The organism is Streptomyces sp. NPDC048197 (genome assembly GCF_043202395.1).
GTDB classification, from domain to species: domain Bacteria; phylum Actinomycetota; class Actinomycetes; order Streptomycetales; family Streptomycetaceae; genus Streptomyces; species Streptomyces siderophoricus.
Genome location: NZ_JBIDAJ010000005.1, coordinates 13,872 through 33,301 on the forward strand (window position 1 = coordinate 13,872; position 19,430 = coordinate 33,301).

The 19,430-nt window shown below is 70.2% G+C and carries 21 protein-coding genes; 8 read left to right on the forward strand and 13 right to left on the reverse strand.

Features of this window, described 5'->3' with window-relative positions; all coding sequences use genetic code 11:
* The first annotated feature begins 63 nt into the window (after positions 1-63).
* Positions 64-1,209, forward strand: a complete 1,146-nt coding sequence (locus tag ACGF4C_RS08940) for a permease (RefSeq protein ID WP_393564556.1) — start codon at positions 64-66, stop codon at positions 1,207-1,209.
* Positions 1,210-1,316: 107 nt separating this feature from the next.
* On the opposite strand, the gene ACGF4C_RS08945 is transcribed toward ACGF4C_RS08940, so the two are convergent.
* Positions 1,317-1,904 carry a hypothetical protein gene (locus ACGF4C_RS08945; protein ID WP_393564557.1) on the reverse strand — a complete coding sequence of 196 codons (588 nt, stop codon included), beginning with the start codon at positions 1,902-1,904 and terminating at the stop codon, positions 1,317-1,319.
* A gap of 333 nt (positions 1,905-2,237) precedes the next feature.
* On the opposite strand from ACGF4C_RS08945, the gene ACGF4C_RS08950 reads away from it, so the two are divergent.
* Positions 2,238-3,746, forward strand: a complete 1,509-nt coding sequence (locus tag ACGF4C_RS08950; RefSeq protein ID WP_393564558.1) for a hypothetical protein — start codon at positions 2,238-2,240, stop codon at positions 3,744-3,746.
* Between the two features lie 63 nt (positions 3,747-3,809).
* Here the strand turns inward: ACGF4C_RS08950 and ACGF4C_RS08955 are convergent, their stop codons facing one another.
* The 4 genes from ACGF4C_RS08955 to ACGF4C_RS08970 all read right to left on the reverse strand — a co-directional run bounded on the left by ACGF4C_RS08955 (position 3,810) and on the right by ACGF4C_RS08970 (position 7,301).
* On the reverse strand, positions 3,810-4,208 hold the full coding sequence (locus ACGF4C_RS08955) for a hypothetical protein (RefSeq protein ID WP_393564560.1): 399 nt from the start codon (positions 4,206-4,208) through the stop codon (positions 3,810-3,812).
* 198 nt (positions 4,209-4,406) lie between these two features.
* Entirely contained in the window at positions 4,407-5,216 is an 810-nt protein-coding gene (locus ACGF4C_RS08960; RefSeq protein WP_393564562.1) for an SDR family oxidoreductase, read from the reverse strand.
* A 114-nt stretch (positions 5,217-5,330) separates the two neighbouring features.
* Positions 5,331-6,263 (reverse strand): helix-turn-helix transcriptional regulator, encoded by a 933-nt coding sequence (locus ACGF4C_RS08965; protein WP_393564564.1) that lies wholly within the window; start codon positions 6,261-6,263, stop codon positions 5,331-5,333.
* A gap of 111 nt (positions 6,264-6,374) precedes the next feature.
* Positions 6,375-7,301, reverse strand: a complete 927-nt coding sequence (locus ACGF4C_RS08970) for an MBL fold metallo-hydrolase (protein WP_393564566.1) — start codon at positions 7,299-7,301, stop codon at positions 6,375-6,377.
* Between the two features lie 192 nt (positions 7,302-7,493).
* On the opposite strand from ACGF4C_RS08970, the gene ACGF4C_RS08975 reads away from it, so the two are divergent.
* The 3 genes from ACGF4C_RS08975 to ACGF4C_RS08985 are packed head-to-tail and all read left to right on the forward strand — an operon-like array spanning position 7,494 to position 9,825.
* On the forward strand, positions 7,494-7,733 hold the full coding sequence (locus tag ACGF4C_RS08975) for a hypothetical protein (RefSeq protein WP_393564568.1): 240 nt from the start codon (positions 7,494-7,496) through the stop codon (positions 7,731-7,733).
* Complete coding sequence (locus ACGF4C_RS08980; RefSeq protein WP_393564570.1) at positions 7,717-9,243, forward strand: amidase; 1,527 nt, start codon at positions 7,717-7,719, stop codon at positions 9,241-9,243. Before ACGF4C_RS08975 ends, ACGF4C_RS08980 begins: the two co-directional genes overlap by 17 nt.
* A gap of 9 nt (positions 9,244-9,252) precedes the next feature.
* A complete protein-coding gene (locus ACGF4C_RS08985; protein WP_393564572.1) occupies positions 9,253-9,825 on the forward strand; it encodes a TetR/AcrR family transcriptional regulator in 573 nt (190 codons plus the stop codon).
* 17 nt (positions 9,826-9,842) lie between these two features.
* Here ACGF4C_RS08985 and ACGF4C_RS08990 read toward each other — a convergent pair whose 3' ends face one another.
* Positions 9,843-10,238, reverse strand: coding sequence for a 4-oxalocrotonate tautomerase family protein (locus tag ACGF4C_RS08990; RefSeq protein WP_393564574.1), 396 nt, complete (start codon positions 10,236-10,238; stop codon positions 9,843-9,845).
* A gap of 153 nt (positions 10,239-10,391) precedes the next feature.
* Between ACGF4C_RS08990 and ACGF4C_RS08995 the strand changes: the two genes are divergently transcribed.
* The gene (locus tag ACGF4C_RS08995; RefSeq protein ID WP_393564576.1) at positions 10,392-11,279 is read left to right on the forward strand and encodes a LysR family transcriptional regulator; all 888 of its coding nucleotides are present in this window, start codon (positions 10,392-10,394) and stop codon (positions 11,277-11,279) included.
* Positions 11,280-11,298: 19 nt separating this feature from the next.
* Here the strand turns inward: ACGF4C_RS08995 and ACGF4C_RS09000 are convergent, their stop codons facing one another.
* The 5 genes from ACGF4C_RS09000 to ACGF4C_RS09020 all read right to left on the reverse strand — a co-directional run bounded on the left by ACGF4C_RS09000 (position 11,299) and on the right by ACGF4C_RS09020 (position 15,019).
* On the reverse strand, positions 11,299-12,456 hold the full coding sequence (locus ACGF4C_RS09000; RefSeq protein WP_393564998.1) for a winged helix DNA-binding domain-containing protein: 1,158 nt from the start codon (positions 12,454-12,456) through the stop codon (positions 11,299-11,301).
* 92 nt (positions 12,457-12,548) lie between these two features.
* The gene (locus tag ACGF4C_RS09005) at positions 12,549-13,442 is read right to left on the reverse strand and encodes a DUF2268 domain-containing protein (protein ID WP_393564577.1); all 894 of its coding nucleotides are present in this window, start codon (positions 13,440-13,442) and stop codon (positions 12,549-12,551) included.
* Positions 13,443-13,523: 81 nt separating this feature from the next.
* Positions 13,524-13,943, reverse strand: a complete 420-nt coding sequence (locus ACGF4C_RS09010) for a hypothetical protein (protein WP_393564579.1) — start codon at positions 13,941-13,943, stop codon at positions 13,524-13,526.
* A gap of 81 nt (positions 13,944-14,024) precedes the next feature.
* Positions 14,025-14,174, reverse strand: a complete 150-nt coding sequence (locus ACGF4C_RS09015) for a hypothetical protein (protein WP_158744938.1) — start codon at positions 14,172-14,174, stop codon at positions 14,025-14,027.
* Positions 14,175-14,311: 137 nt separating this feature from the next.
* Entirely contained in the window at positions 14,312-15,019 is a 708-nt protein-coding gene (locus tag ACGF4C_RS09020) for an SDR family NAD(P)-dependent oxidoreductase (RefSeq protein ID WP_393564581.1), read from the reverse strand.
* A 102-nt stretch (positions 15,020-15,121) separates the two neighbouring features.
* Here ACGF4C_RS09020 and ACGF4C_RS09025 point away from each other — a divergent pair, with 102 nt between their 5' ends.
* Entirely contained in the window at positions 15,122-15,952 is an 831-nt protein-coding gene (locus tag ACGF4C_RS09025; RefSeq protein ID WP_393564583.1) for a helix-turn-helix transcriptional regulator, read from the forward strand.
* Positions 15,953-16,017: 65 nt separating this feature from the next.
* Here the strand turns inward: ACGF4C_RS09025 and ACGF4C_RS09030 are convergent, their stop codons facing one another.
* Both ACGF4C_RS09030 and ACGF4C_RS09035 read right to left on the reverse strand, forming a co-directional pair.
* Positions 16,018-17,187: an acyl-CoA dehydrogenase family protein gene (locus tag ACGF4C_RS09030; protein ID WP_393564584.1), complete on the reverse strand. Its 1,170-nt coding sequence runs from the start codon at positions 17,185-17,187 to the stop codon at positions 16,018-16,020.
* A gap of 103 nt (positions 17,188-17,290) precedes the next feature.
* The gene (locus tag ACGF4C_RS09035; protein ID WP_393564586.1) at positions 17,291-18,493 is read right to left on the reverse strand and encodes a CaiB/BaiF CoA transferase family protein; all 1,203 of its coding nucleotides are present in this window, start codon (positions 18,491-18,493) and stop codon (positions 17,291-17,293) included.
* Between the two features lie 206 nt (positions 18,494-18,699).
* Here ACGF4C_RS09035 and ACGF4C_RS09040 point away from each other — a divergent pair, with 206 nt between their 5' ends.
* Complete coding sequence (locus tag ACGF4C_RS09040; RefSeq protein WP_393565000.1) at positions 18,700-19,425, forward strand: HNH endonuclease family protein; 726 nt, start codon at positions 18,700-18,702, stop codon at positions 19,423-19,425.
* The last annotated feature ends 5 nt before the right edge of the window (positions 19,426-19,430 follow it).

Here is a 19,430-nt window from a genome sequence, read left to right on the forward strand (position 1 = left end):
GCTTCCCCCACCTCAGCCGTGTCGATCACCCCCGTCCCGTCCTGCCGCGGGAAGGCTTCAGGGATGGTCCACTCCGTACTGCATGCGCTGTCGATCGCCGGTTCCATGACCTGGGAGATCACCTGGGCCCTGATCCTGGGCTTCGCCCTGTCCGCCGTGGTCCAGGCAGTCGTCCGCAAATCCACCGTGGTCTCGCTGCTGGGCGATGACCGGCCCCGCACCCTCGCGCTCGCCGCCGGCCTGGGCGCGGCGTCCTCCTCGTGCTCCTACGCCGCGGTCGCGCTGGCCCGTTCCCTGTTCCGCAAGGGCGCGCACTTCACCTCCGCCATGGCTTTCGAGATCGCCTCCACCAACCTGGTCATCGAGCTCGGGGTCATCCTCGCGCTGCTCATGGGCTGGCAATTCACGGCCGCGGAGTTCGTCGGCGGGCCCGTCATGATCGTCGTGCTGGCCGCACTGTTCCGCCTGCTGCTACCTGACGGGCTCCTCCGGCGGGCGCGGGGGCAGGCCGAACGCGGCCTGGCCGGGTCCATGGAGGGCCACGCCGCGATGGACATGTCCGTACGGCGCCAAGGCTCCTTCGCCCGACGACTGCTGTCCGGTGAGGGCCTCACCGCCACGAGCCATGTGTTCGTCATGGAGTGGGCGGCGATCGTCCGGGACCTAGTGCTCGGCCTGCTCATCGCCGGTGCCATCGCCGCCTGGGTACCGGACGCGTTCTGGCGCAGCTTCTTCTTCGAAGGCCACCCGCTGGCCGCCAAGCTGTGGGGGCCCGTCATCGGCCCGCTGGTCGCGATCGCCTCGTTCGTCTGCTCGATCGGCAACGTCCCGCTCGCGGTCGTGCTGTGGAAGGGCGGCATCAGCTTCGGCGGCGTCGTCGCCTTCATCTTCGCGGACCTGCTGATCCTGCCGATCCTCAACATCTACCGGAAGTATTACGGCGCCAGGATGGCCCTCTTCCTCCTCGGCACCTTCTACCTCGCCACCGTCATCGCCGGCTACGCCGTCGAGTTCGCCTTCGGCGGCCTCGGCCTCATCCCCGACCAGTCCGACGCCAAGGTCCCTATGGAGGGCGTCACTTGGAACTACACCACCTGGCTCAACATCGCCTTCCTCCTGCTGGCCGCCGCCCTCCTCATCCGCTTCTTCCGTACCGGCGGACGCGACATGCTCCGCATGATGGGCGGCGGGGCCGGATCGGCCGGATGAGCCGGATGAGCCGGACGAGGGGATGAGCTCGACGCGCCGGATGGGCCGGATGGGACGGATGGGCCAAGGCGACCGGTTGCGGTGCTCTTCCCGGACGGCGTCGCCGCTCAGTGCCGGCTGTTGAGGAACCCTATGGCGACCGCTCCCCACCAGCACACTTGAGACACCGCTGCGGTGGCGGCGCCCCACCACGCGGTCCGCGGCCTCAGTGCTGGTGCCGCAGGACGCGCCGTTGCCGCCGGGCGGGCCAGGTGCCGGGCGAGGACCCGGGCCTGGAGACCGTTGAGGGTGAGGACGAGGACGAGGGCCAGCTTGGTGCGGGTGAGGGCGGAGCCGAGGTCGGGGTGGAGCAGCGCGCCGCTGCCGACCAGGCCGGCGAGGCCCGCCCAGACCGGCGGGTGGAGCCGGTCGGCCGTGGTGAGCGCTTCGGCGAGGGTGCATCTGCCGGTCAGCCACAGCAGACCGTAGTAGTCGATCACCAGGACCGCGCCGAATCCCAGCGCCATGGAAGCCAGGTGGACGAAGAGTGCCGCCCTGTGCAGAGCGGGGTCGGGGTGCAGGTGGGCGGAGGCCCACAGGCAGAAGGTGAGGGCGAGAGCGGCCAGCAGGCCAGCGGCGCCGACGGCCCACCACGAGTCGTGCAGCCGCAGCCGTGGGGAAGGATCTGCGGCGGTGGTTGCGGACAGCGATGGCACGTCGAGCTCCAGGCGGAAAGGGCAAGCAATGAAGGTAAGGCTTACCTAATACTATGGGTTTCGGTCAACGCCAGAGGGCCGGAGAGGTGCGGCACCACCCAAGGCGTGGCCGCACCGAGACATGACCGATATCTGACCTGCCGACGGCCGCTCCAGGCGCCTGACCTGCGAGCAGGACCCCACTCCGACTACGCAGCCCCTTCATGCCCATGTCCGGTATATCGATATACGGCGCCTGGGAGGTGGCCGGCCCAGTAGCTGGCGTCAGTCACCTCGGGCGGGCCTTCATCTGCGAGAACGGGCACTGTCAGTGGTCGCCCCTACAGTGTCCGCATGGTGCCTGAGACACAGCCGGAAAACTCCCCGCAGGAGCTGCTTCAGCAGTGGATCGGCGATCTGCCGTATCAGCTGCTGCTGTTGGAAAAGGTGCTCCTCGGCAGGAGCGTTCCCTTCGACTACTCCCCCGAGTCGCTGGAGACTTTGGAGGCTCGCCTGCTGGAGCACCACGACTCCGTTCAAGAGCCCGAGAAGCGGGCGGAGTTCGTGGAGAGCGCGATGGCCTATCTCGGTGAGGTCCTGCTCGGCACAGCGGGCGGCGGTTGGGGCTGGAACACCCGGCCGGTCGACGAGCGTCCGGGGCAGCCGGTCGTCTGGCCGGACCCGGACCTCGAACTCTCCCCCATTGCACCGAGGTTGCTGATAGCGCACGCCCTCCGGGTCCGTACCGGTAACGCGTTCGCCAATGAGGTGGAGCGGCTGCGGCAAGCGGTGTCCGCACTGCAGGACGCGGTGCCGGGGTGGAAGCCGGTCAAGGAGCACACACCGCGGGTGGACCCCGCGGTGCCGATGCCTGAGGATCCGGTGCTGACCGCCTGGCTGGACGAGCGGAACAAGGCACTCTCCGCGTGGGCCGAGGACGCTTTCAACGGAGCTTGGAGACGGGATTTCCACCCCGACACGTTGGACTGGCTGGAATCCGTGGTGCGGCAGCGCTTCGCCACGGTGGAGGAGTTCGACGCCGCCCGGAACGATCCGTTTGTGCAGGGCGTCTGCTGGTATCTGGGAGAGGTGATTCGCCGCGTCAAGGGCGCGGTGTGGCAGTACATACCGTTCGATCCGGATGCCGGGCCCGGGGCCCCGGGGTCGCGGGAGAGCCCGTGGACCGAGGTGCCGTTCATCGACCAGCCGGACAAGCGGGTCGGGGGCGTGGCGATTCCGCTGGGGTGCCTGCGGGAGCTGTTCCTTGAGGAGAACGGCCTTGCGGAGGGCAGCCTCCAGGACGTGCTGGTCTGGTTCAGGGCGACCACGTACGCGCACGTGGGAGCGCTGCTGGCGCGGATGGGCATGGTGTCGCAGGAGAAGGTCGACCGCGTCCTCGCCGAGTACGCCGACTTTGCGCACCATGAGCTGCCACCCCATGAAGTGCCGGACGCACTCGAAGCGTTCGGGGTGGCGATATCGGCCCATGGGGACGATGTCGACGACCTCGAGGGGAGCTACGCATGGTTCCTGGCGGACGCCGAGGCGCTCACCGAGGGCGCGGTCACCATCACCGACGTGCAGCTGCGTGAGGACGAGAAGCTCGGTGAGGTCCTGGAGTTCAAGCGCAACGGTGTTCTGGTGACCCAGCAGACCGAGCATCAGTCGGACGACTACCTGGACCATCTGGCGATCTTGGAGTTCATCGATCACCTCGATCCCGACCCCGAGGACGACCCACGCCGGTTCCACGTGGTCCAATTCGTGCGCATCCGGCCCAGCAACTACGACTCGTACTACCTTTTCGCCACGCCTGAACAGGCGACCACACTGGAGAAGCAGCTCGGCCTGGAACTGCACTGAACGATCGGAATTTCCTGCACGGCAGGCACCCGCAGGGACTTCGGCCAACGGCCCGGCGGCAGCCTACGAAGGCACCTTCCGTGTGCGCAGCCGGAGTTGTACCTCCTTCTCCTGATCACCGGAGGCCGAGCCGACGTCCTGGACGGCGAACGTGCGGGCCAAGCCCGCGTGCAGGCGGTGTACCGCCTGGTAGCCGCCCTGCAGGGTGACCGTCACCGGCTCGGTCAGCCGGCGTGGCTCCACCTCGGCGGGAGCCTCCGATACGTCAACGGACGCTGCCCATACCGTCGGCTGCATGCCGGGTGAGCCACGAGGCACGTCCTCGGTCGCCCGGTTGGAGGTGAACAGCGCGTTCAGCGCGCCGAACACCGTGTGTGCGTCCTCGGCCCGGCAGTCGGTGACCTCCACCTGGACCTGGGCCGCCTGCTGACGGGCCTGCGCGCTGGCCTCTGAGTCCCTCATCGTCGTCTCCCGCCTCCTTTGCGTATGGGAAACCGTTCCGCCGGTGCGCGTACCCGATCAGGCCCCACCTACAACTGGTGGTGCAGCCGAGGGAACCGCCTGACGCTGCGGGCCGGAGGGGCGGTGGCGAGTGGTTGTTCCTGGTCGCCGTCGCGGCGCCGGTCGCTGTTGCGGTGTCGGTCGCTGCTGCGGTGTCGGTCAGCGTTGTCTGGCCGGGCGGACGACGATTTCGTTGACGTCCACGCCGGGTGGCTGGCCGATCGCGTAGGAGATGGCGTCGGCGACGCTGCTCGGCGGGATGGAGTCCGCTCGGTATGCCCGCATCGCCTCCCGGGCGGCCTCGTCAGTGATCGAGTCGGCCAGTTCGGATTCCACGACACCTGGGGAGACCGTGGTGACGCGGATGCTCGGTTCGAGTTCCAGGCGCAGGCCCTCGGTGAGAGCCCAGGCGGCGTACTTCGTGGCGCAATAGACGGCGCCCGTGGGCACCACCTGGTGGGCGCCGATCGAGGCAACGGTGATGAAGTGGCCGCTGTCCTGACGTTGGAAGTGGGGCAAGGTGGCGACGATCCCATGGAGGAGGCCGCGTACGTTCACGTCGATCATGCGGTCCCAGTCATCGGCCTGGAGGGCGTCGAGGCGGGAGAGGGGCATGATTCCGGCGTTGTTGATGATGACGTCGATCCGGCCGTGCCGTTCGGCGGCCGCGTTCACGAAGGCGGTGACGGCCACCCGGTCGGTCACGTCGAGGCGGCACACCTCGGCCTTGCCGCCGGCGGCCTCGATCTCCTGCGCGACCTCGATCAGTCGGTCCTCGCGACGGGCACCGAGTACTACGTGGTGACCCTCGCGGGCCAGGCGTTGCGCGGTGGCACGGCCGATGCCGCTGCTCGCGCCGGTGATGAGGATGACTTTGGAATGGGTGGAGGACTTCGGGGCTGCGCCCGGCACGGGCTCGGTGGTGGCTGACGGCGCGGCTATGGCGGCCTGGGTTCGTGGCGCGGGCATGCGTTCTCCTGAACGGGGGGTGCGGTGGAGCGGTGGGTGGGTTGGTGAGGGCACGACGACAGGGCGCATCGGCCACAGCAGTCATCAAGGGCCGATGCGCGGGAGGAACTGGAATCAGCGCGTGCGCGGATCCACGTCGACAGCCGGTTCGGTCACGGACTGGACGGCCGGTTCGGCCACCGGCTCGACGGCGGGATCGGCCACGCCCTCGGTGGCGGCGGAAGCAGCGGTGAGGCTGCCCAGCAAGGAGAGGGCCTCCTCGGAGCGGCTGGCCGGGGCGGCCTGGTAGACGACCAGTTGCTGGCCGGGGGCACTGTTCACGGTTAACGACTCGTAGTGCAGGGCGAGTTCGCCGACCAGGGGGTGGTGGAAGCGTTTGGTCTCGTGGGTCTTCCGGCGGATGTCGTGGCGGGCCCAGAGGCGTCGGAAGGTCTCGTTCTTGACCGACAGTTCGCCGACCACCTCGATGAGGCGGGGGTCGTCGTATGCGGTGTCGACGGCCGCGCGCAGACCGGCGACCGTGTTGGCCGCCACCTGGTCCCAGTCGGGATAGAGGTCGCGGGCGTCCGGGTCGAGGAAGACGAGCCGGACCAGGTCATCGCTGTAGGTGTGGCCGTCGAACAGGGCCTCCCCCAGTGGGTTGGCGGCCAGAACGGTCAGGCAGTGGTCCAGGACCACGGCGGGGGTGTGCGGCCAGGCCGCCATCATGCGCAGCAGGTGGGGGCTGACCTGCCCGCGCCGGGCGGGCCGGCGGCGTCGGACGGAGGAGGGGTGGGCGAGCCGGTGCAGGTGCGCGGCCGCGTCGTCCTCCAGTTCCAGGGCCCGGGCCAGTGCGTCGAGCACCTGGGCAGAGGGATGACACTCTCGGCCCTGTTCCAGCCGTACGTAGTAGTCGGTGCTCACACCGGCGAGCCGCGCCACCTCCGCACGTCGCAGCCCGGCCACACGACGGCGGGCGCCGACCGGTAGACCCAGGTCCTCGGGCCGGAGCAACTCGCGGCGGGCCCGCAGGAATCGCCCGAGGAGGTTCTCCGTTTCGATCTCCATGGCATCGAGGCTAGGACGGAAGCCGGGTGGGCACGACCCCGGAGAGTGGGCGCGATACTCCCACCCTCCGCCTCTCCCCGGATCTCCTTCGCTTCGCGCCCGGACCTCCCGTCAGGAGGAGACCCCGGGGACGGGACGGAGCCGGTAAGTGCCTGCCTCCGTGGTGACGAGGCCGGCGGTCGGCGGCGGGAAGTGGCTGCCGAGGAGCAGCGTTTCCGTGTCGGCGAGCGAGGCGATCAGTTCTCGGCGGCTGTGGATGGCCTGGGCGGAGTCGATGTCCACGCAGCTGGTGATGCCCGGTCGGTGCAGCTGCACGGGGTGGTGGACGCAGTCGCCGGTGATGACGGCCGAGCGGGCGCCACTGTGGAGTTCCACCGCGACCTGGCCGGGCGTATGGCCGGGGGTGGGCCGCAGGCGAATGCCGGGGGCCACTTCGCTGCCGGTGTCCGGGACGTCGACCAGGTCGAGCAGCCCGGCATCCCGCACCGGGTGCACCGAGTCCCGGAACAGCTGCCGGCGCGGCTCGTCCATCTCGACGCCGGCCCAGTAGTCCCACTCGGTGCGCGCGACCAGATATCGGGCGTTGGGGAAGGTGGGCACCCAACTCCCCTTTCGGTCAACGGTGTTCCAGCCGACATGATCGGTGTGCAGATGCGTCAGGATGACCAGGTCGACACTTTCGGGCGCGAAGCCCGCCGCAGTGAGTCGCCGGAGATAGGGGGTGTCCAGGTGGTCGAAGGCCGGGTTGGCGCGGGTCTTGCCGTTGCCGATGCCGGTGTCGACCAGCACCCGCAGGCCGTTCGCCTCGACGGCGAAGCTGTGGCTGGCCAGCCGCAACGCACCGTCGGACGTGGCGAATTCGGGCCGCAGCCAGCGGGCGTCACCCACCACGTCGGGAGTGGCCTCGGGCAGCAGCCAGGCACCGGTCGGCGGCGGGAGTTCCGTCTCGTCGACGCGGTGCACCAGCAGATCGCCGACGGCCCAGGTCGGCCCGGATCCCTGGACGACGACGTGCGGGGGTGGCGTGAACTGATGCATGGCTTCTCTCCTCGACCCTCTGCACCTAAAGCAGTTTCTTTGCGTTAGTGGCACGCTATGCCGTACGGTCCACTAACGCAAATATTCAGCGTTAGCGGTGACCGCGCCGGCACCGACTCACCCCACCCGCACTCGCACCCCGTACACACGCACACCGATACACACGCACAATGCAGGAAGGAACGTTCCGCAATGACCACCGAAGATCTCTCCCCGCAGGAGGCGGCCCGTTGGGCTCTGCGGGCGGGCCTGCCCGTGGAACCCGGGCGGCTCGACGTGATAGCGGCCACGGCCAACCACATCCAGCACGTCCTGCGTCCGCTCCGCGAACTGGACCTGTTGGACGCGGCCCCAGCCGTCGCGCAGCCACCCCTCGGCCGCCTCACGGCGCGCACCACAGGAGAGGAGCAGGCAGATGCGCTTGCCGTATGAACTGTCGCTCGCCGACGCGGCGCAGGCGATCGCCGCTCGTGAGCTCTCGCCGGTGGAACTGACCGACTCGGTCCTGGAGCGCATCGCGGAGGTGGAGGGCGGTCTCGGGGCCTACGTCACCGTATGCGCGGACGAGGCCCGGAAGGCCGCCGCGCAGGCAGAACGGGACATCGCGGCGGGTCGGCTCCGCGGACCGCTGCACGGAATCCCGATGACCTTGAAGGACCTCATCGACGCCGCCGGGCTGCCGACCACGGCCAGTTCCCGGGTGCGCGCGCACCACACGGCCCTCAAGGACAGCGCCGTCGCGGCACGCCTCCGAAGCGCCGGGGCGGTATTGCTGGGCAAGACCCACACCCATGAATTCGCCTACGGCCTGACGACCCCTCAGACCCGGAACGCCTGGGCCGCCGACCGGGTGGCCGGCGGCTCCAGCGGCGGCTCGGCGGTGGCGGTCGCGGCAGGTGAGGCGACCTTCGCCCTGGGGACGGACACCGGCGGCTCGATCCGCGTCCCCTCCGCCCTGAACGGCGTCGTGGGGCTCAAGCCCACCTACGGGCTCGTACCCGTGGACGGCGTCACGCCGCTGTCCTGGTCCCTGGATCACGTCGGCCCGATCACCCGCACGGTGCGCGACGCGGAACTCGTACTAGCCGCCCTCACCGGTCAGCACCCCGCGGAGGGGCCCTCCCGCACGCACGAAAGTCTGGCCGGCCTGCGCGTCGCCGTCCCCCGCAACTACTACTTCGATCGCGTCGCACCCGAGGTCGCGGCGGCCGTCCGCCGGGCCATCGGTCAACTCGCCGCACTTGGCGCCGAGTTGGTGGAGATCGACATCCCGATGACGGAGTATGTCCAGGCCACCCAGTGGGGCGTCATGGTTCCCGAGGCCACCGCCTCGCACGAACAGACCCTGCGTACGTCCCCGGAGCTGTACGGGCCCGACGTCCGCGTGCTGCTGGAGGCCGGTGGGCTGGTGCCGGCGACCGACTACCTGCGCGCCCAGCGGGCCCGCGCCCTGATGCAGCGGGCCTGGGTGCGGCTGTTCGAGGAGGTCGACATCATCGCCGCACCGACCGTGCCCTGCACGGCCGTCCACCGTGACCAGCAGGAGGTCGGCTGGCCGGCCACCGGAGGGACCGGGAGCGAACCTGACGCGGACGCCCGCGAGGATCTGCCGCGTCCGGACACCCACGCGGGCATGCCCGGCCCGTACGTCAGCGAGAGCGTGTCCGACGCGTACGTCCGGCTGTCGGCCCCGGCGAACCTCACGGGTCTGCCGTCGCTCTCCCTGCCCGTCGGGCTGGACGGCGCGGGGCTGCCCATCGGCATGCAGCTCATCGGCCGGGCGCTCGGCGAGGCCACGCTGCTGCGTGCCGGACGCGCCTACGAGACGGCGTACCCGCCCGTCACCCTCTTCGGCCGGGCAGCTGGTCAGCGGACGACCGCCTCCGCCCCCACACCCGTTTCCCAGTCCACCCCGCCCGCTGATGCAACGATTTTGCGTTAAGCTGAGGGCATGAGTCCCAAACCAGCTGCCCGGCCTGGAGGCCGTAGTGCCCGCGTACAGCAGTCCGTGCACGCAGCGGTGCGCGAACTCCAGGCCGAGCAGGGGCGCGGCGACCTCACCATCCCCCAGATCGCCGCGCGGGCCGGCGTCACCCCGTCGACCCTCTACCGCCGCTGGGGAGACCTCCAGGAACTGCTGTCGGACGTGGCGGTGGAGCGGCTGCGGCCCGAGGCGCCGCCGGCCGACCACGGGAACCTCCGCGCGGACCTGGAGCACTGGGCCGCCGCGTTCCTCGAAGAGATGTCGTCGCCGGCGGGCCGCTCGTACATCCACGACACCCTGGCCGGTGATCCGGACGGCAGCAACTCCGGGCAGTGCTCCGCCTACGCCGTCGACCAGGTCGACACCATCCTCACCCGGGCCGCGCAGCGTGGTGAACACGTACCGGACACCGACACCGTGATGGACCATGTCGTGGCGCCCCTGATGTACCGCATCCTCTTCCGCCCGGGCCTCCTCGACCCGCAGTACGCCCGGGACCTGGTCGCCACCGTCCTCTACCGGCTCATGCCGCTGCCCTGACCGGGCACCGGGGCCGGCTACGTACCTGCCGGCCGGCGGTAGAAGTCGAATTGCGTGACTTTGTTGTAGCCGTAGCTCTCGGGGTGCAGTTCGTGCAGCGCGACGCCGGCCCGGGGCAGGGGGCCGAGGAGCTCCGACAGCAGTTCACCGGCCCGGGCAATGAAGTCGGCCTTCTCCGCGGCACTGTTGGTGCCCAGGGTGAGACTGCCCTCCACATGTGCGTCACGGTGGCCACTCAGCGGCTTGCCGTCGACGAAATAGCTGCCGGCCGGAACCAGGTTGATCTGCACGATGGTGCGCGCGCTGGATTTGTTCAGGACCGAGACCGCCAGCTGGGTCAGTCCCTCGGCGAGGGCGCGCTGGACGTCGGACGGAAGGTCGGGGTCGGGAACGGTGACCCGGAAGTACGGCATGGCATGCCTCTCTGCTTTGCGTGGGCTCGGTGGCCAGGTGCTCTGCGCCCGGTGCGCGGCTCGTTGCCGGCGCCGGTGCAACGCCCAGCCAGCGTCCCCGACCTGGCACGATAGATCCAACGCATAGCTGTCATACGCATATGAGGCCGACGCATGACCGTGAACCTTCCCCAACTGCGGGCCTTCCTCGCCGTCGTGGACGCCGGCGGCTTCGGTGCGGCCGCCGCCGAGCTGGGCCTGAGCCAATCGGCGGTGTCGCACGCCGTCGCCTCCCTCGAACGCGAACTGTCCGCCCCGCTGCTGGTCCGGGCCACCCCCGCCCGTACCACCGCGCTCGGCGAACGGGTCCTGCCGCACGCCCGCCTCGCGGTGTCCGCTGCCCGGTCCGTGGAAGAGATCGCGGCCAGTGCCACCGAGGCCATGTCCGGCATCGTCCGGCTGGCCGCCACGCCAACGGTCTGCCAGGGGCTGGTCCCCCGCCTGCTCCGGCACTGGCGCGAGGACCAACCGCGTATCACCGTCCGGGTCTTCGAGGGGGACAGCGCCGAGGTCACCACCTGGCTGGACGACGGAACGGCCGATGCCGCCGTCCTGATCGATCCGGCGCCCGGGCCCGGCGTCCAGCTCGCCGTGGACGGTTACCGGGCCCTGTTGCCCCGGGACCACCCCCTGGCGGGCGAGCCGGCCGTGGACATCCGCGACCTGGAGGACGACCCGTTCCTGATCTCACCCAACGGGTGCGAGGCCCGCATCCGTACGATCCACCGACTGGCCGGGCTGCGCTTCGACCCCACTCACCGGGTACGGGACCTGGCGACCCTGATCAGCATGGTGCAGGCCGGCATCGGCGTGACGATCCTTTCCGAAGTCTCCCGCGCCTTCGTCCCCCCGGACCTGGTCCTGCTGCCGCTGGCGCCCGAGACCTCGCGCCGCCTCGTACTGACCGGCCCGCAGGCCCGCCCCTGGCACCCCGCGCTCCGCACCCTCGCGGAGTCGGCCGCCCATCACCTGGCCCACACAACGTCCCGGTCGAACGCCTAGGAATCGCCCTCCGGCCCCCCTATCCCGGAAACACCCGTACCTCAGCCTCACCGGGCAGCGCGAGCTTGGCCCACCAATGGTCGAACCGGCGATAGACCGCGGTGTCGCGGTCAGCCAGCAGAGCCGTCAACGAGCGTGCCTCCGCGGCAAGCCCGTCCCATGCTGCGGGCGGGAGGGCATGGAACGCCGTCGCTTCTATGCCTCCGTCGACCGGGCGCCACACACCGGCGACATACCCGTCGACCAGCAATGTCGGCAGCACGTCGCCGTTGGTGCGGATGACCAGCCCGCGGTAGGCCGGGGGTATCACGCGGCTGCGGTCGGCGTAGGCGAGCAGGACGCTGTCCCACATCGCCATCAGCCGGGGCGGGGCCGGCGTGTCCGCGGAGGGGCGCGGGGCGCCGGGGAGGTCGAACAGTGCGGTGCCGTCGGCACCTTCGAGCCTCTCGACGGCCCCGTCGAGGGTGTCGAGAGCCGTGAGCACCTGGCGGACCGGCGTGCGCTGGACCGTGGCGAACTGCGCCACGTCCGCCACCGACGCCGGCCCGAACCCCGCGAGATAGCGCAGGACCAGGGTGGTCAGTGCTTCCGTCCTCGTCTCCCGGCCCGTGAGTACGGGCCCGGTGCGCGCCGCGACGTACGACGGCCGGGTGCCGAACGACCACGGCCCGCCCGTCGGGACGTGCAGCAGCGGTGCGTAGGCCCGCAGCCCCCACCACGCCCCCGCCTTCCGCTCCGCCCCCACCTGCTGCTCCACCCAGGTCTCCATCTCGGCGGCGGTGCGGGCCTGATCGGCGAACTTCAACACCTCCGGCACCAGAGCCTCGCCCTCTGCGGGCGTGAGTCCCGTGGCGGCGAAGTGGTAGCCGAGCCGCGCGGCATACAGCGTCGGCTGCATCGCCTCGCGGAAGAGCCGGTAGTCATCGGCGTGGACCGCATGCAAGGTCATCCGCAGCAGGGTCGCCTTGACGGCCGCACCCCGGGCGAACGCGTGATCCGCCTGCTCCGCCTTGAAACCGTCGATCCGGTTCCACAACGCGAGATACGGCGAAGCCGCGTGCTGGGCCTGCAACGCGACGACCCGGCGAATGACCTCCACGACATCCAACGCCTGCCGTTCAAGCAGCAGTTGGCGGCGCAGAGTGGCCCGGTTGAGTTCGCGCGCGGTAACGGTGATCTTCACGGCCGGAATTGTGCCGCGCCCGGCCCCCGGCCGCCACCACTCCTCTACTCCTCTCCCCTACTCCACTCCGCTACTCCGCTCCACGCTCACGCACTGGTCGCCACTCCCGCGTTGCGAAGTACCTCACGCGCCGGCAGGGCGACGCTCTGGGCGGCGGTCAGGCCGGAAGCCGCCCGGTGCGCCTCCGCGATCCGCAGTCCGACCCCGTACCCGGCGAAGTCCGGCAGTCCCACGGTGGGTTGCCCCAACAGCCGCGCCGTGGCATCGCCCAGCACATATCCGGTCAGGTTCTGCATCCCCGCGACGTCGATATCGGCAGTGATCTTCTCGTACGCCCGGTCCAGCCCTGCACCGCTCAGCGCCGTCGCCCACGGGCCCATGGCCTCCTCCCCGGCCAACTCCCGCACGAACGCCTCGGCCAGCCCCTCGGCGACGACATGCTCCCCGACCGTGACGGTCATCGGGTCCCAGACCACGTTCGCGTACCGCACATTGTGGTGGAGCTCATGTGCGGCAGCGTGACCGATCTTCTGCAGGCTCGTCTCGGTGGGCCACATCACCAGCTGGATCGCCCCCGGAAACCCTCCCATCCCGAAGTAGCCGCCGCTCCGCACCGTCAGGTGTTCATCATCGGGATTGCCCAGCACCAGGAGGACATGCAGGGTCTCTGCGTGCTTGGTCCCGGGTGCCGCCCCGCTGATCTCCTGCCATGCCGCGGTGAGCGACTCCTCGATCCGCTCCCACACCCCCGCGTCCCGCATCTGCCGCACGGCGGGCAGATACCGCGCATCCTCCCGATCGAGCCGGAACCCACTGTTCATTGCGCTGTGCATCTGCACCACATCCACGTCCCCCATGACGGAAGCCAGCACTTCCTGCAGCGGACCGAGCATCTCCCGCAGCGCATCGGGCCGCTCCTCCAGCGGCCGCTGCAGGAGATCGATCATGGCGGACGCGGTGTCGTGAACAAGAATCTTCATGTCTCGGACCGTAGGGCCTCCGGTTACAGGAGGGTCAAGCGTCGTTGAGTTGAGGGGGTGAGCGCGACGCGGCCTACGCGGTCACATCCTGCGGTCGTGGCAGCTGTAGGAGTCGTCCGGGTGGTGGGCCAGGGACTCGTGGCCCCAGCACTTGAGCATCGGGGCGAGGGTGTAGGCGCGATGGCCGGCCGCGGCGAGCAGGAGGGCGCACGCCAGGCCGGCCGCGGCGGTGGGCAGCGCTTTGCGGGAGATGCGCAGAGCGGTCGCCGCTGCTCCGAGCAGCGCGGCCAGCCCGAGGATCAGGATCAGCAGCACGAGGCCGCTGCGGTTGTCCTTGATCCCCGGGAAGGCGTCGGGTGAGTCGATCTCGGTGGTGGCCGCGAAGCTCACCAGGATCAGCAGGGCGCTGAGCAAGAGCAGTCCCACGGTCAGACAGCCGCCGGCGAATCTGCCGGGTGTCTTCGCGGCTCGTGGGGTTGCTGCTGTCGTGTGGCGCATCATCCGGTCATCGAAGCCGAGAGCGCGGGCCGGCAGCAACACGGCCCGCGCCCCCGGTCGAACGGGCCGAAGGGCGGCCGGCCGTCAGAGCGGTCCCTGCAGGCCGCCGCCTCCTGTCGGGGAGGAAGGACGGTAGTGGTCGATCAAGCCCGCGTGCTGGTTGGGCCGGGCGGCGCGGTGGGAGTCGGGGTGGTCGAGCCGGGGCCGGCGCCCGTGGAGCACGAACTGCGCCACGCGAGAGGTTAAGCGGCTGAGACTCTCCGCTGTCATCGATCCTCCATGGGAAGAAGTCAGTGGTACGGCAACGGCAACCTTACGGAAGGAAGGTCAAGTACGCGGTGGCGTAAGGGAGATGGCGTGTCGGACCTCACTCACCAGGGCAGCGTGCCCTCCGCGTCGAAGTAGCCGCCGGTGGGGCCGTCGGAGGCCGCCTGGGCCATGCGCACGATGATCTCGGCGCCCTGTGCCACGCTCTGGGTGCCGGTGTTGCCGTTCAGGTCGGTCTTGGTGAAGCCGGGCTCGACCGCGTTGATCCGCATGTCCGGGAACGCCTTCGCGAACTGGATGGTGATCATGTTGACCGCGGCTTTCGACGTCGGGTAGGCGACGCCCGGGTAACCGTACGCAGGGCTGCTCGGGTCGCTGACCCGGGTAAGGGAGGCCAGGCCGCTGCTGACGTTGACGATGACCGGGGCCGGTGAGCGGCGCAGCAGCGGGAGGAACGCATGGGTGACGCGCACCGTGCCAAAGACGTTCGTGTCGAAGGTCTGCCGCATCACGTCGGCGGTGATCTCCACGGCACCGGGCACGTTGTTGTCGGCGTCCCGGGTCTCGATGCCCGCGTTGTTGATCAGTACGTCCAGCCCTCCCTCGGCCTCGACGGTCCGGGCCGCGGCCGCCACGGACCCGTCGTCGGTGACGTCGAGCTGGACGGTCCGCGCGCCCAGCCGTTCGGCGGCCCGGCGGCCGCGGGCGGCGTCCCGGCTGCCGACGTAGACGGTGTGACCTGCGGCGACGAGGCGGCGGGCGGTCTCGAAGCCGAGGCCTTTGTTCGCTCCGGTGATGAGTGTGGTCGTCATGACGCCAGGCTGCGGCGGCGGGGCGGCGATCAGCCAGGCGTCCCGTCTTCCTGGGACTGTCAGTACCAGGACGAACCGGGTGGCGCGGTGCACAGTGGGGGCATGGCGAGTACGGAGTTCGGGCGGACGGTGCGGCGCTGGCGCGACCGCGCCTCCCCGGAGGCGGCCGGGCTGCCCGGCGGCGGGCATCGGCGCGCGGCCGGGCTGCGCCGTGAGGAGCTGGCGATGCTGGCCGGGATCTCGGTCGACTACGTCACCCGGCTGGAACAGGGCCGGGCGACCCACCCCTCGGAACAGGTCGTCGAGGCTCTGGGGCGGGCCCTGCGGTTGTCCGGAGCCGAGCGCGAGCATCTGTTCCACGTCGCCGGGCTGGTGCCGCCGGGTCAGGGCACGGTGCCCGCGTACATCACGCCGAGCGTGCACCGGATGCTGGACCGGCTGACCGGGGCGCCGGTCGCGGTCTCCGACGCGTCGTGGACGCTGCTGCTGGCCAACCCGCTGTACACGGCGCTGATGGGCGAACGGCAGGGCCGGGAGCGCAATGGCGCCTGGCGCGCGTTCCTCGGGTCGGGCGGTCGGGTCCGCCACACCACGCAGTCCCGGCGCGCGCTGGAGACCGCTGTGGTCGCCGACCTGCGGGCGGCCGTGCGCCGGTATCCGGCGGACCAGCGGCTGGGGCAGCTGATCGCGGAACTGCGCGCGCACAGTGACCGGTTCGCCGAATTGTGGGACTCGGGAGCCGTCGGCCGGCATGAGGCGTCGCGCAAGACCATCGACCACCCGCAGGTGGGCACCATGACGCTGGACTGCGACCTGCTGAGCGTCGCCGGCAGCGACCTGCGGATCATGATCTACACGGCCGAGCCCGGCACCGAGGATGCCGAAAGGCTGGAACTCCTCGCCGTTCTGGGCACCCAGACGATGGTCGGGTAGGGGCAGACGCGGATGCCGGCCCCGGTGGCCCGGCGGGGCTTCCTCGGCCTTCACCTGCTCGGCTTTCACCTGTCGAGGCCGCCGCGTTTCACGAGCTGGCTCGCGATCACGTTGCGCTGGATCTCGTTGGTGCCCTCGCCGACGATCATCAGGGGCGCGTCGCGGAAGTAGCGCTCGACGTCAAATTCGGTGGAGTAGCCGTAACCGCCGTGAATGCGGACGGCGTTGAGGGCGATCTGCAGGGCCGTCTCGGAGGCGAAGAGCTTCGCCATACCGGCCTCCATGTCCACCCGGCGGCCCGCCTCGGCCTCCCGGGCGGCGTACAGGGTCAGCTGGCGGGCGGCGGTCAGCGACGTGGCCATGTCCGCGAGGTAGTTGCCGATCGACTGGTGCTGCCAGATCGGCTTCCCGAACGACTCGCGCTCCTGGGCGTAGGCGAGGGCGTCCTCCAGCGCCGCCCGGCCGACCCCGAGTGCGCGGGCGGCGACCTGGAGGCGGCCGGTCTCCAGGCCCTTCATCATCTGCGTGAAGCCGTTGCCCTCGGTCCCGCCGAGTACGGCATCGGCCGGCGCCCGGTGGTCGTCGAAGGAGAGCTCGCAGCTTTCGACGCCCTTGTAACCGAGTTTCGGCAGGTCGCGCGAGACCGTCAGGCCGGGTCCGTGCTCGACGAGCAGGATCGAGATGCCCCGGTGCGCGGGCTCCGCCTCCGGGTCGGTCTTGCACAGCAGGGCGATCAGCGCGGACCGCCGGGAGTTGGTGATCCAGGTCTTCGACCCGTTGATGAGGTATCCGCCGTCCGGGTCCTTGCGGGCGACCGTACGCAGGGCCTGGAGGTCGGAGCCGCCGCTCGGCTCGGTGAGGGCGATGGTCGCCCGGGTCTCGCCGGTGGCCATGGTCGGCAGATAGCGGCGTTTCTGCTCCTCCGTGCCGTAGTGGAGCAGCAGCTTGGCGACGACGGTGTGGCCGCCCATCGCACCGGCCAGGCTCATCCAGCCGCGGGCGAGTTCCTCGGTGACCAGCACGAAACAGGGGGTGGAGACCGGGGTGCCGCCGTATTCCGCGGGGATGGCCAGGCCGAAGATGCCGAGCCGTTTCATCCGGGCGATCAGGGCCTCGGGGTAGGTGTTGGCGTGCTCCAGTTCCCGGGCGACGGGCCGCACCTCCTTGTCGACGAAGTCGCGCACCGTACGGACGACGAGCTGCTCGTCCTCGGACAGGACGTCGAGGGTGCTCACGCTGTGGCGCTCCTTGCTGAAGGGAGGGGAGGGGAGGGGAGGGGAAGGGAGGGCAGGGCGGGACAGGGATCGCACCTGGATCGGTGGTGGAGGGCGGCAGGCGTCAGATGACGCCGTCGGTCCGCAGGGCGGCGATGTCGGCCGTGTGGTAGCCCAGTTCCGTCAGGACGCGCTCGGTGTGCTCGCCGACGGCAGGTACCGGGTCCATGCGTGGGGTGGTGCCGGTCACGTCCGCCGGGGGCAGCAGCGCGGGCACCAGGGTTCCTCCGGGGAGGCGTACGTCGCGCCAGCGGTTCCGGGCGCTGAGCACGGGGTGGGCCAGGAATTCCTGGACGTCGTTGACGCCGGCGTTGGCGATGCCCGCCTCGTCGAGCAGCTTCATCACCTCGCCGCTGTCCAGCTCGTCGAACCGCTCGGCCACGATCGCGTTCAGCTCGTCGCGGTGGGCCACGCGGTCGGAGCCGGTGGCGAAGCGCGGATCGTCGACGAGTCCGGGCCGAAGCAGGAACTGCTCGCACAGGGCGGCCCATTCCCGCTCGTTCTGGATCGAGAACAGGACGTCCTTGCCGTCCGCCGCGGTGTAGGCCCCGTACGGGGCGATGGTGGCGTGCTGGGTACCGATGCGCGGGGGCTGGGTGCCGCCGTGACGCGTGTAGTACGCGGGCTGCCCCATCCACTCGGCCAGCGCCTCGAACAGGGAGACCTCCACGGCGCGGGCGACGCCGGTGGTGGCCCGGGTGAAGAGCGCGGTGAGGATGCCCGAGTAGGCGTACATGCCGGCGGCGATATCGGCGATCGAGACCCCGACCCGCGCGGATTCCTCGGCGGTGCCCGTCAGGGAGACCAGCCCCGTCTGGCACTGCACCAGCAGGTCGTACGCCTTGCGGCCGGCCCACGGGCCGCTGGTGCCGTAGCCGGAGACGGAGCAGCGGATGAGGGACGGGAAGCGCTCGGCGAGGGCGTCCGCCCCCAGGCCCATCCTGGCGGCCGCGCCGGGGGCCAGGTTCTGCACGAACACATCGGCGCCGCCCAGGAGTTGCTCCAGGACCTGCCGGCCGCGGTCCGACTTCAGGTCGAGCGTCACGGACTCCTTCGACCGGTTGAGCCACACGAAGTAGCTGGACTCGCCGTGCACCGTGGTGTCGTAGCGCCGGGCGAAGTCGCCCCCGCCCGGGCGTTCCACCTTGATGACGCGGGCGCCGAGATCGGCCAGCTGGCGGGTGGCGTAGGGGGCCGCCACCGCCTGCTCGACGCTGACGACGGTGATGCCGGCCAGCGGCAGCCCGCCTTCGGGGAGCTCGGTCATGGGGTGTGGCCTCCAGGAGAGTAGGAATCCCGTAGCGCTCGCTCCGGGCAGCGTATGGGTTCCGTGGTGGAATCGGGAGCAGGTGGCTGCCCTTCCGGCAGGAAGGCGCCCTCGCCCCGAATTCGACATGAGGGCCAATTCCCCGAATTCCCCACCAAAGAGTGAATTGCGGCATGGCAAATCGTTTCCCCGGTGATGCTTTCCGGGTGATGACCCACGCCTGGTGGCGCCGAGTCGCCATGACAACCGCCCTCATCGCAACCGCAATTTTCCCGGCAGTACCGGGTACCGCAACCGCCGCTGCCGCCCCTCATTCACCTGCCCGTCCCAGCGCCGTCAGCCACCCCGCCGACACCGCTTTCCCCACCTCTCCGCGGGAATTGCCGGAGCCCCCGCCCGCCGACGTGGCGCGCGAGGAACTCGCCGAGCTGAATGTCGACACACCCCATTCGATGGAGGGATACAGCCGCGCGAAATTCCCGCACTGGATCAAACAGTACGGCGAATGCGACACCCGCGAAGTCGTGCTCTCCCGGGACGGCATCGACGTCCAGCAGGACGAGAAGTGCCGGGCCGTTTCGGGGACCTGGTTCAGCGAATACGACAGCAAGGTCTTCTCCACGTCGGGTCAGCTCGACATCGACCACATCGTGCCGCTGGCCAACGCCTGGCGTTCCGGCGCCGATGAATGGGCCACCCCGAGGCGCCGCACCTTCGCCAACGACCTCGTCCACGCCCAGCTCATCGCGGTCTCGGCCTCCTCCAACCGGCAGAAGGGCGACCAGTCCCCGGACCAGTGGGCTCCGCCGCGGCACGCCTACTGGTGCGTCTACGCCCGCGCCTGGACCGACATCAAGCACCTCTACCAACTGAACGTCACCGAGCCGGAGAAGGACAAGCTCAACGAGATGCTGGACACCTGCGAAGAGTGACCACC

Excerpts from the sequence above, each read along its gene's own strand:
- ACGF4C_RS09010 (WP_393564579.1), bottom strand. The coding sequence starts at position 13,943 with ATGATGCGCCACACGACAGCAGCAACCCCACGAGCCGCGAAGACACCC.
- ACGF4C_RS09035 (WP_393564586.1), bottom strand. The coding sequence starts at position 18,493 with ATGACCGAGCTCCCCGAAGGCGGGCTGCCGCTGGCCGGCATCACCGTC.
- ACGF4C_RS08950 (WP_393564558.1), top strand. The coding sequence starts at position 2,238 with ATGGTGCCTGAGACACAGCCGGAAAACTCCCCGCAGGAGCTGCTTCAG.
- ACGF4C_RS08995 (WP_393564576.1), top strand. The coding sequence starts at position 10,392 with ATGACCGTGAACCTTCCCCAACTGCGGGCCTTCCTCGCCGTCGTGGAC.
- ACGF4C_RS08985 (WP_393564572.1), top strand. The coding sequence starts at position 9,253 with ATGAGTCCCAAACCAGCTGCCCGGCCTGGAGGCCGTAGTGCCCGCGTA.
- ACGF4C_RS09025 (WP_393564583.1), top strand. The coding sequence starts at position 15,122 with ATGGCGAGTACGGAGTTCGGGCGGACGGTGCGGCGCTGGCGCGACCGC.
- ACGF4C_RS08955 (WP_393564560.1), bottom strand. The coding sequence starts at position 4,208 with ATGAGGGACTCAGAGGCCAGCGCGCAGGCCCGTCAGCAGGCGGCCCAG.
- ACGF4C_RS08940 (WP_393564556.1), top strand. The coding sequence starts at position 64 with ATGGTCCACTCCGTACTGCATGCGCTGTCGATCGCCGGTTCCATGACC.
- ACGF4C_RS08990 (WP_393564574.1), bottom strand. The coding sequence starts at position 10,238 with ATGCCGTACTTCCGGGTCACCGTTCCCGACCCCGACCTTCCGTCCGAC.
- ACGF4C_RS09020 (WP_393564581.1), bottom strand. The coding sequence starts at position 15,019 with ATGACGACCACACTCATCACCGGAGCGAACAAAGGCCTCGGCTTCGAG.
- ACGF4C_RS08975 (WP_393564568.1), top strand. The coding sequence starts at position 7,494 with ATGACCACCGAAGATCTCTCCCCGCAGGAGGCGGCCCGTTGGGCTCTG.
- ACGF4C_RS08965 (WP_393564564.1), bottom strand. The coding sequence starts at position 6,263 with ATGGAGATCGAAACGGAGAACCTCCTCGGGCGATTCCTGCGGGCCCGC.
- ACGF4C_RS08970 (WP_393564566.1), bottom strand. The coding sequence starts at position 7,301 with ATGCATCAGTTCACGCCACCCCCGCACGTCGTCGTCCAGGGATCCGGG.
- ACGF4C_RS09005 (WP_393564577.1), bottom strand. The coding sequence starts at position 13,442 with ATGAAGATTCTTGTTCACGACACCGCGTCCGCCATGATCGATCTCCTG.
- ACGF4C_RS08960 (WP_393564562.1), bottom strand. The coding sequence starts at position 5,216 with ATGCCCGCGCCACGAACCCAGGCCGCCATAGCCGCGCCGTCAGCCACC.
- ACGF4C_RS08980 (WP_393564570.1), top strand. The coding sequence starts at position 7,717 with ATGCGCTTGCCGTATGAACTGTCGCTCGCCGACGCGGCGCAGGCGATC.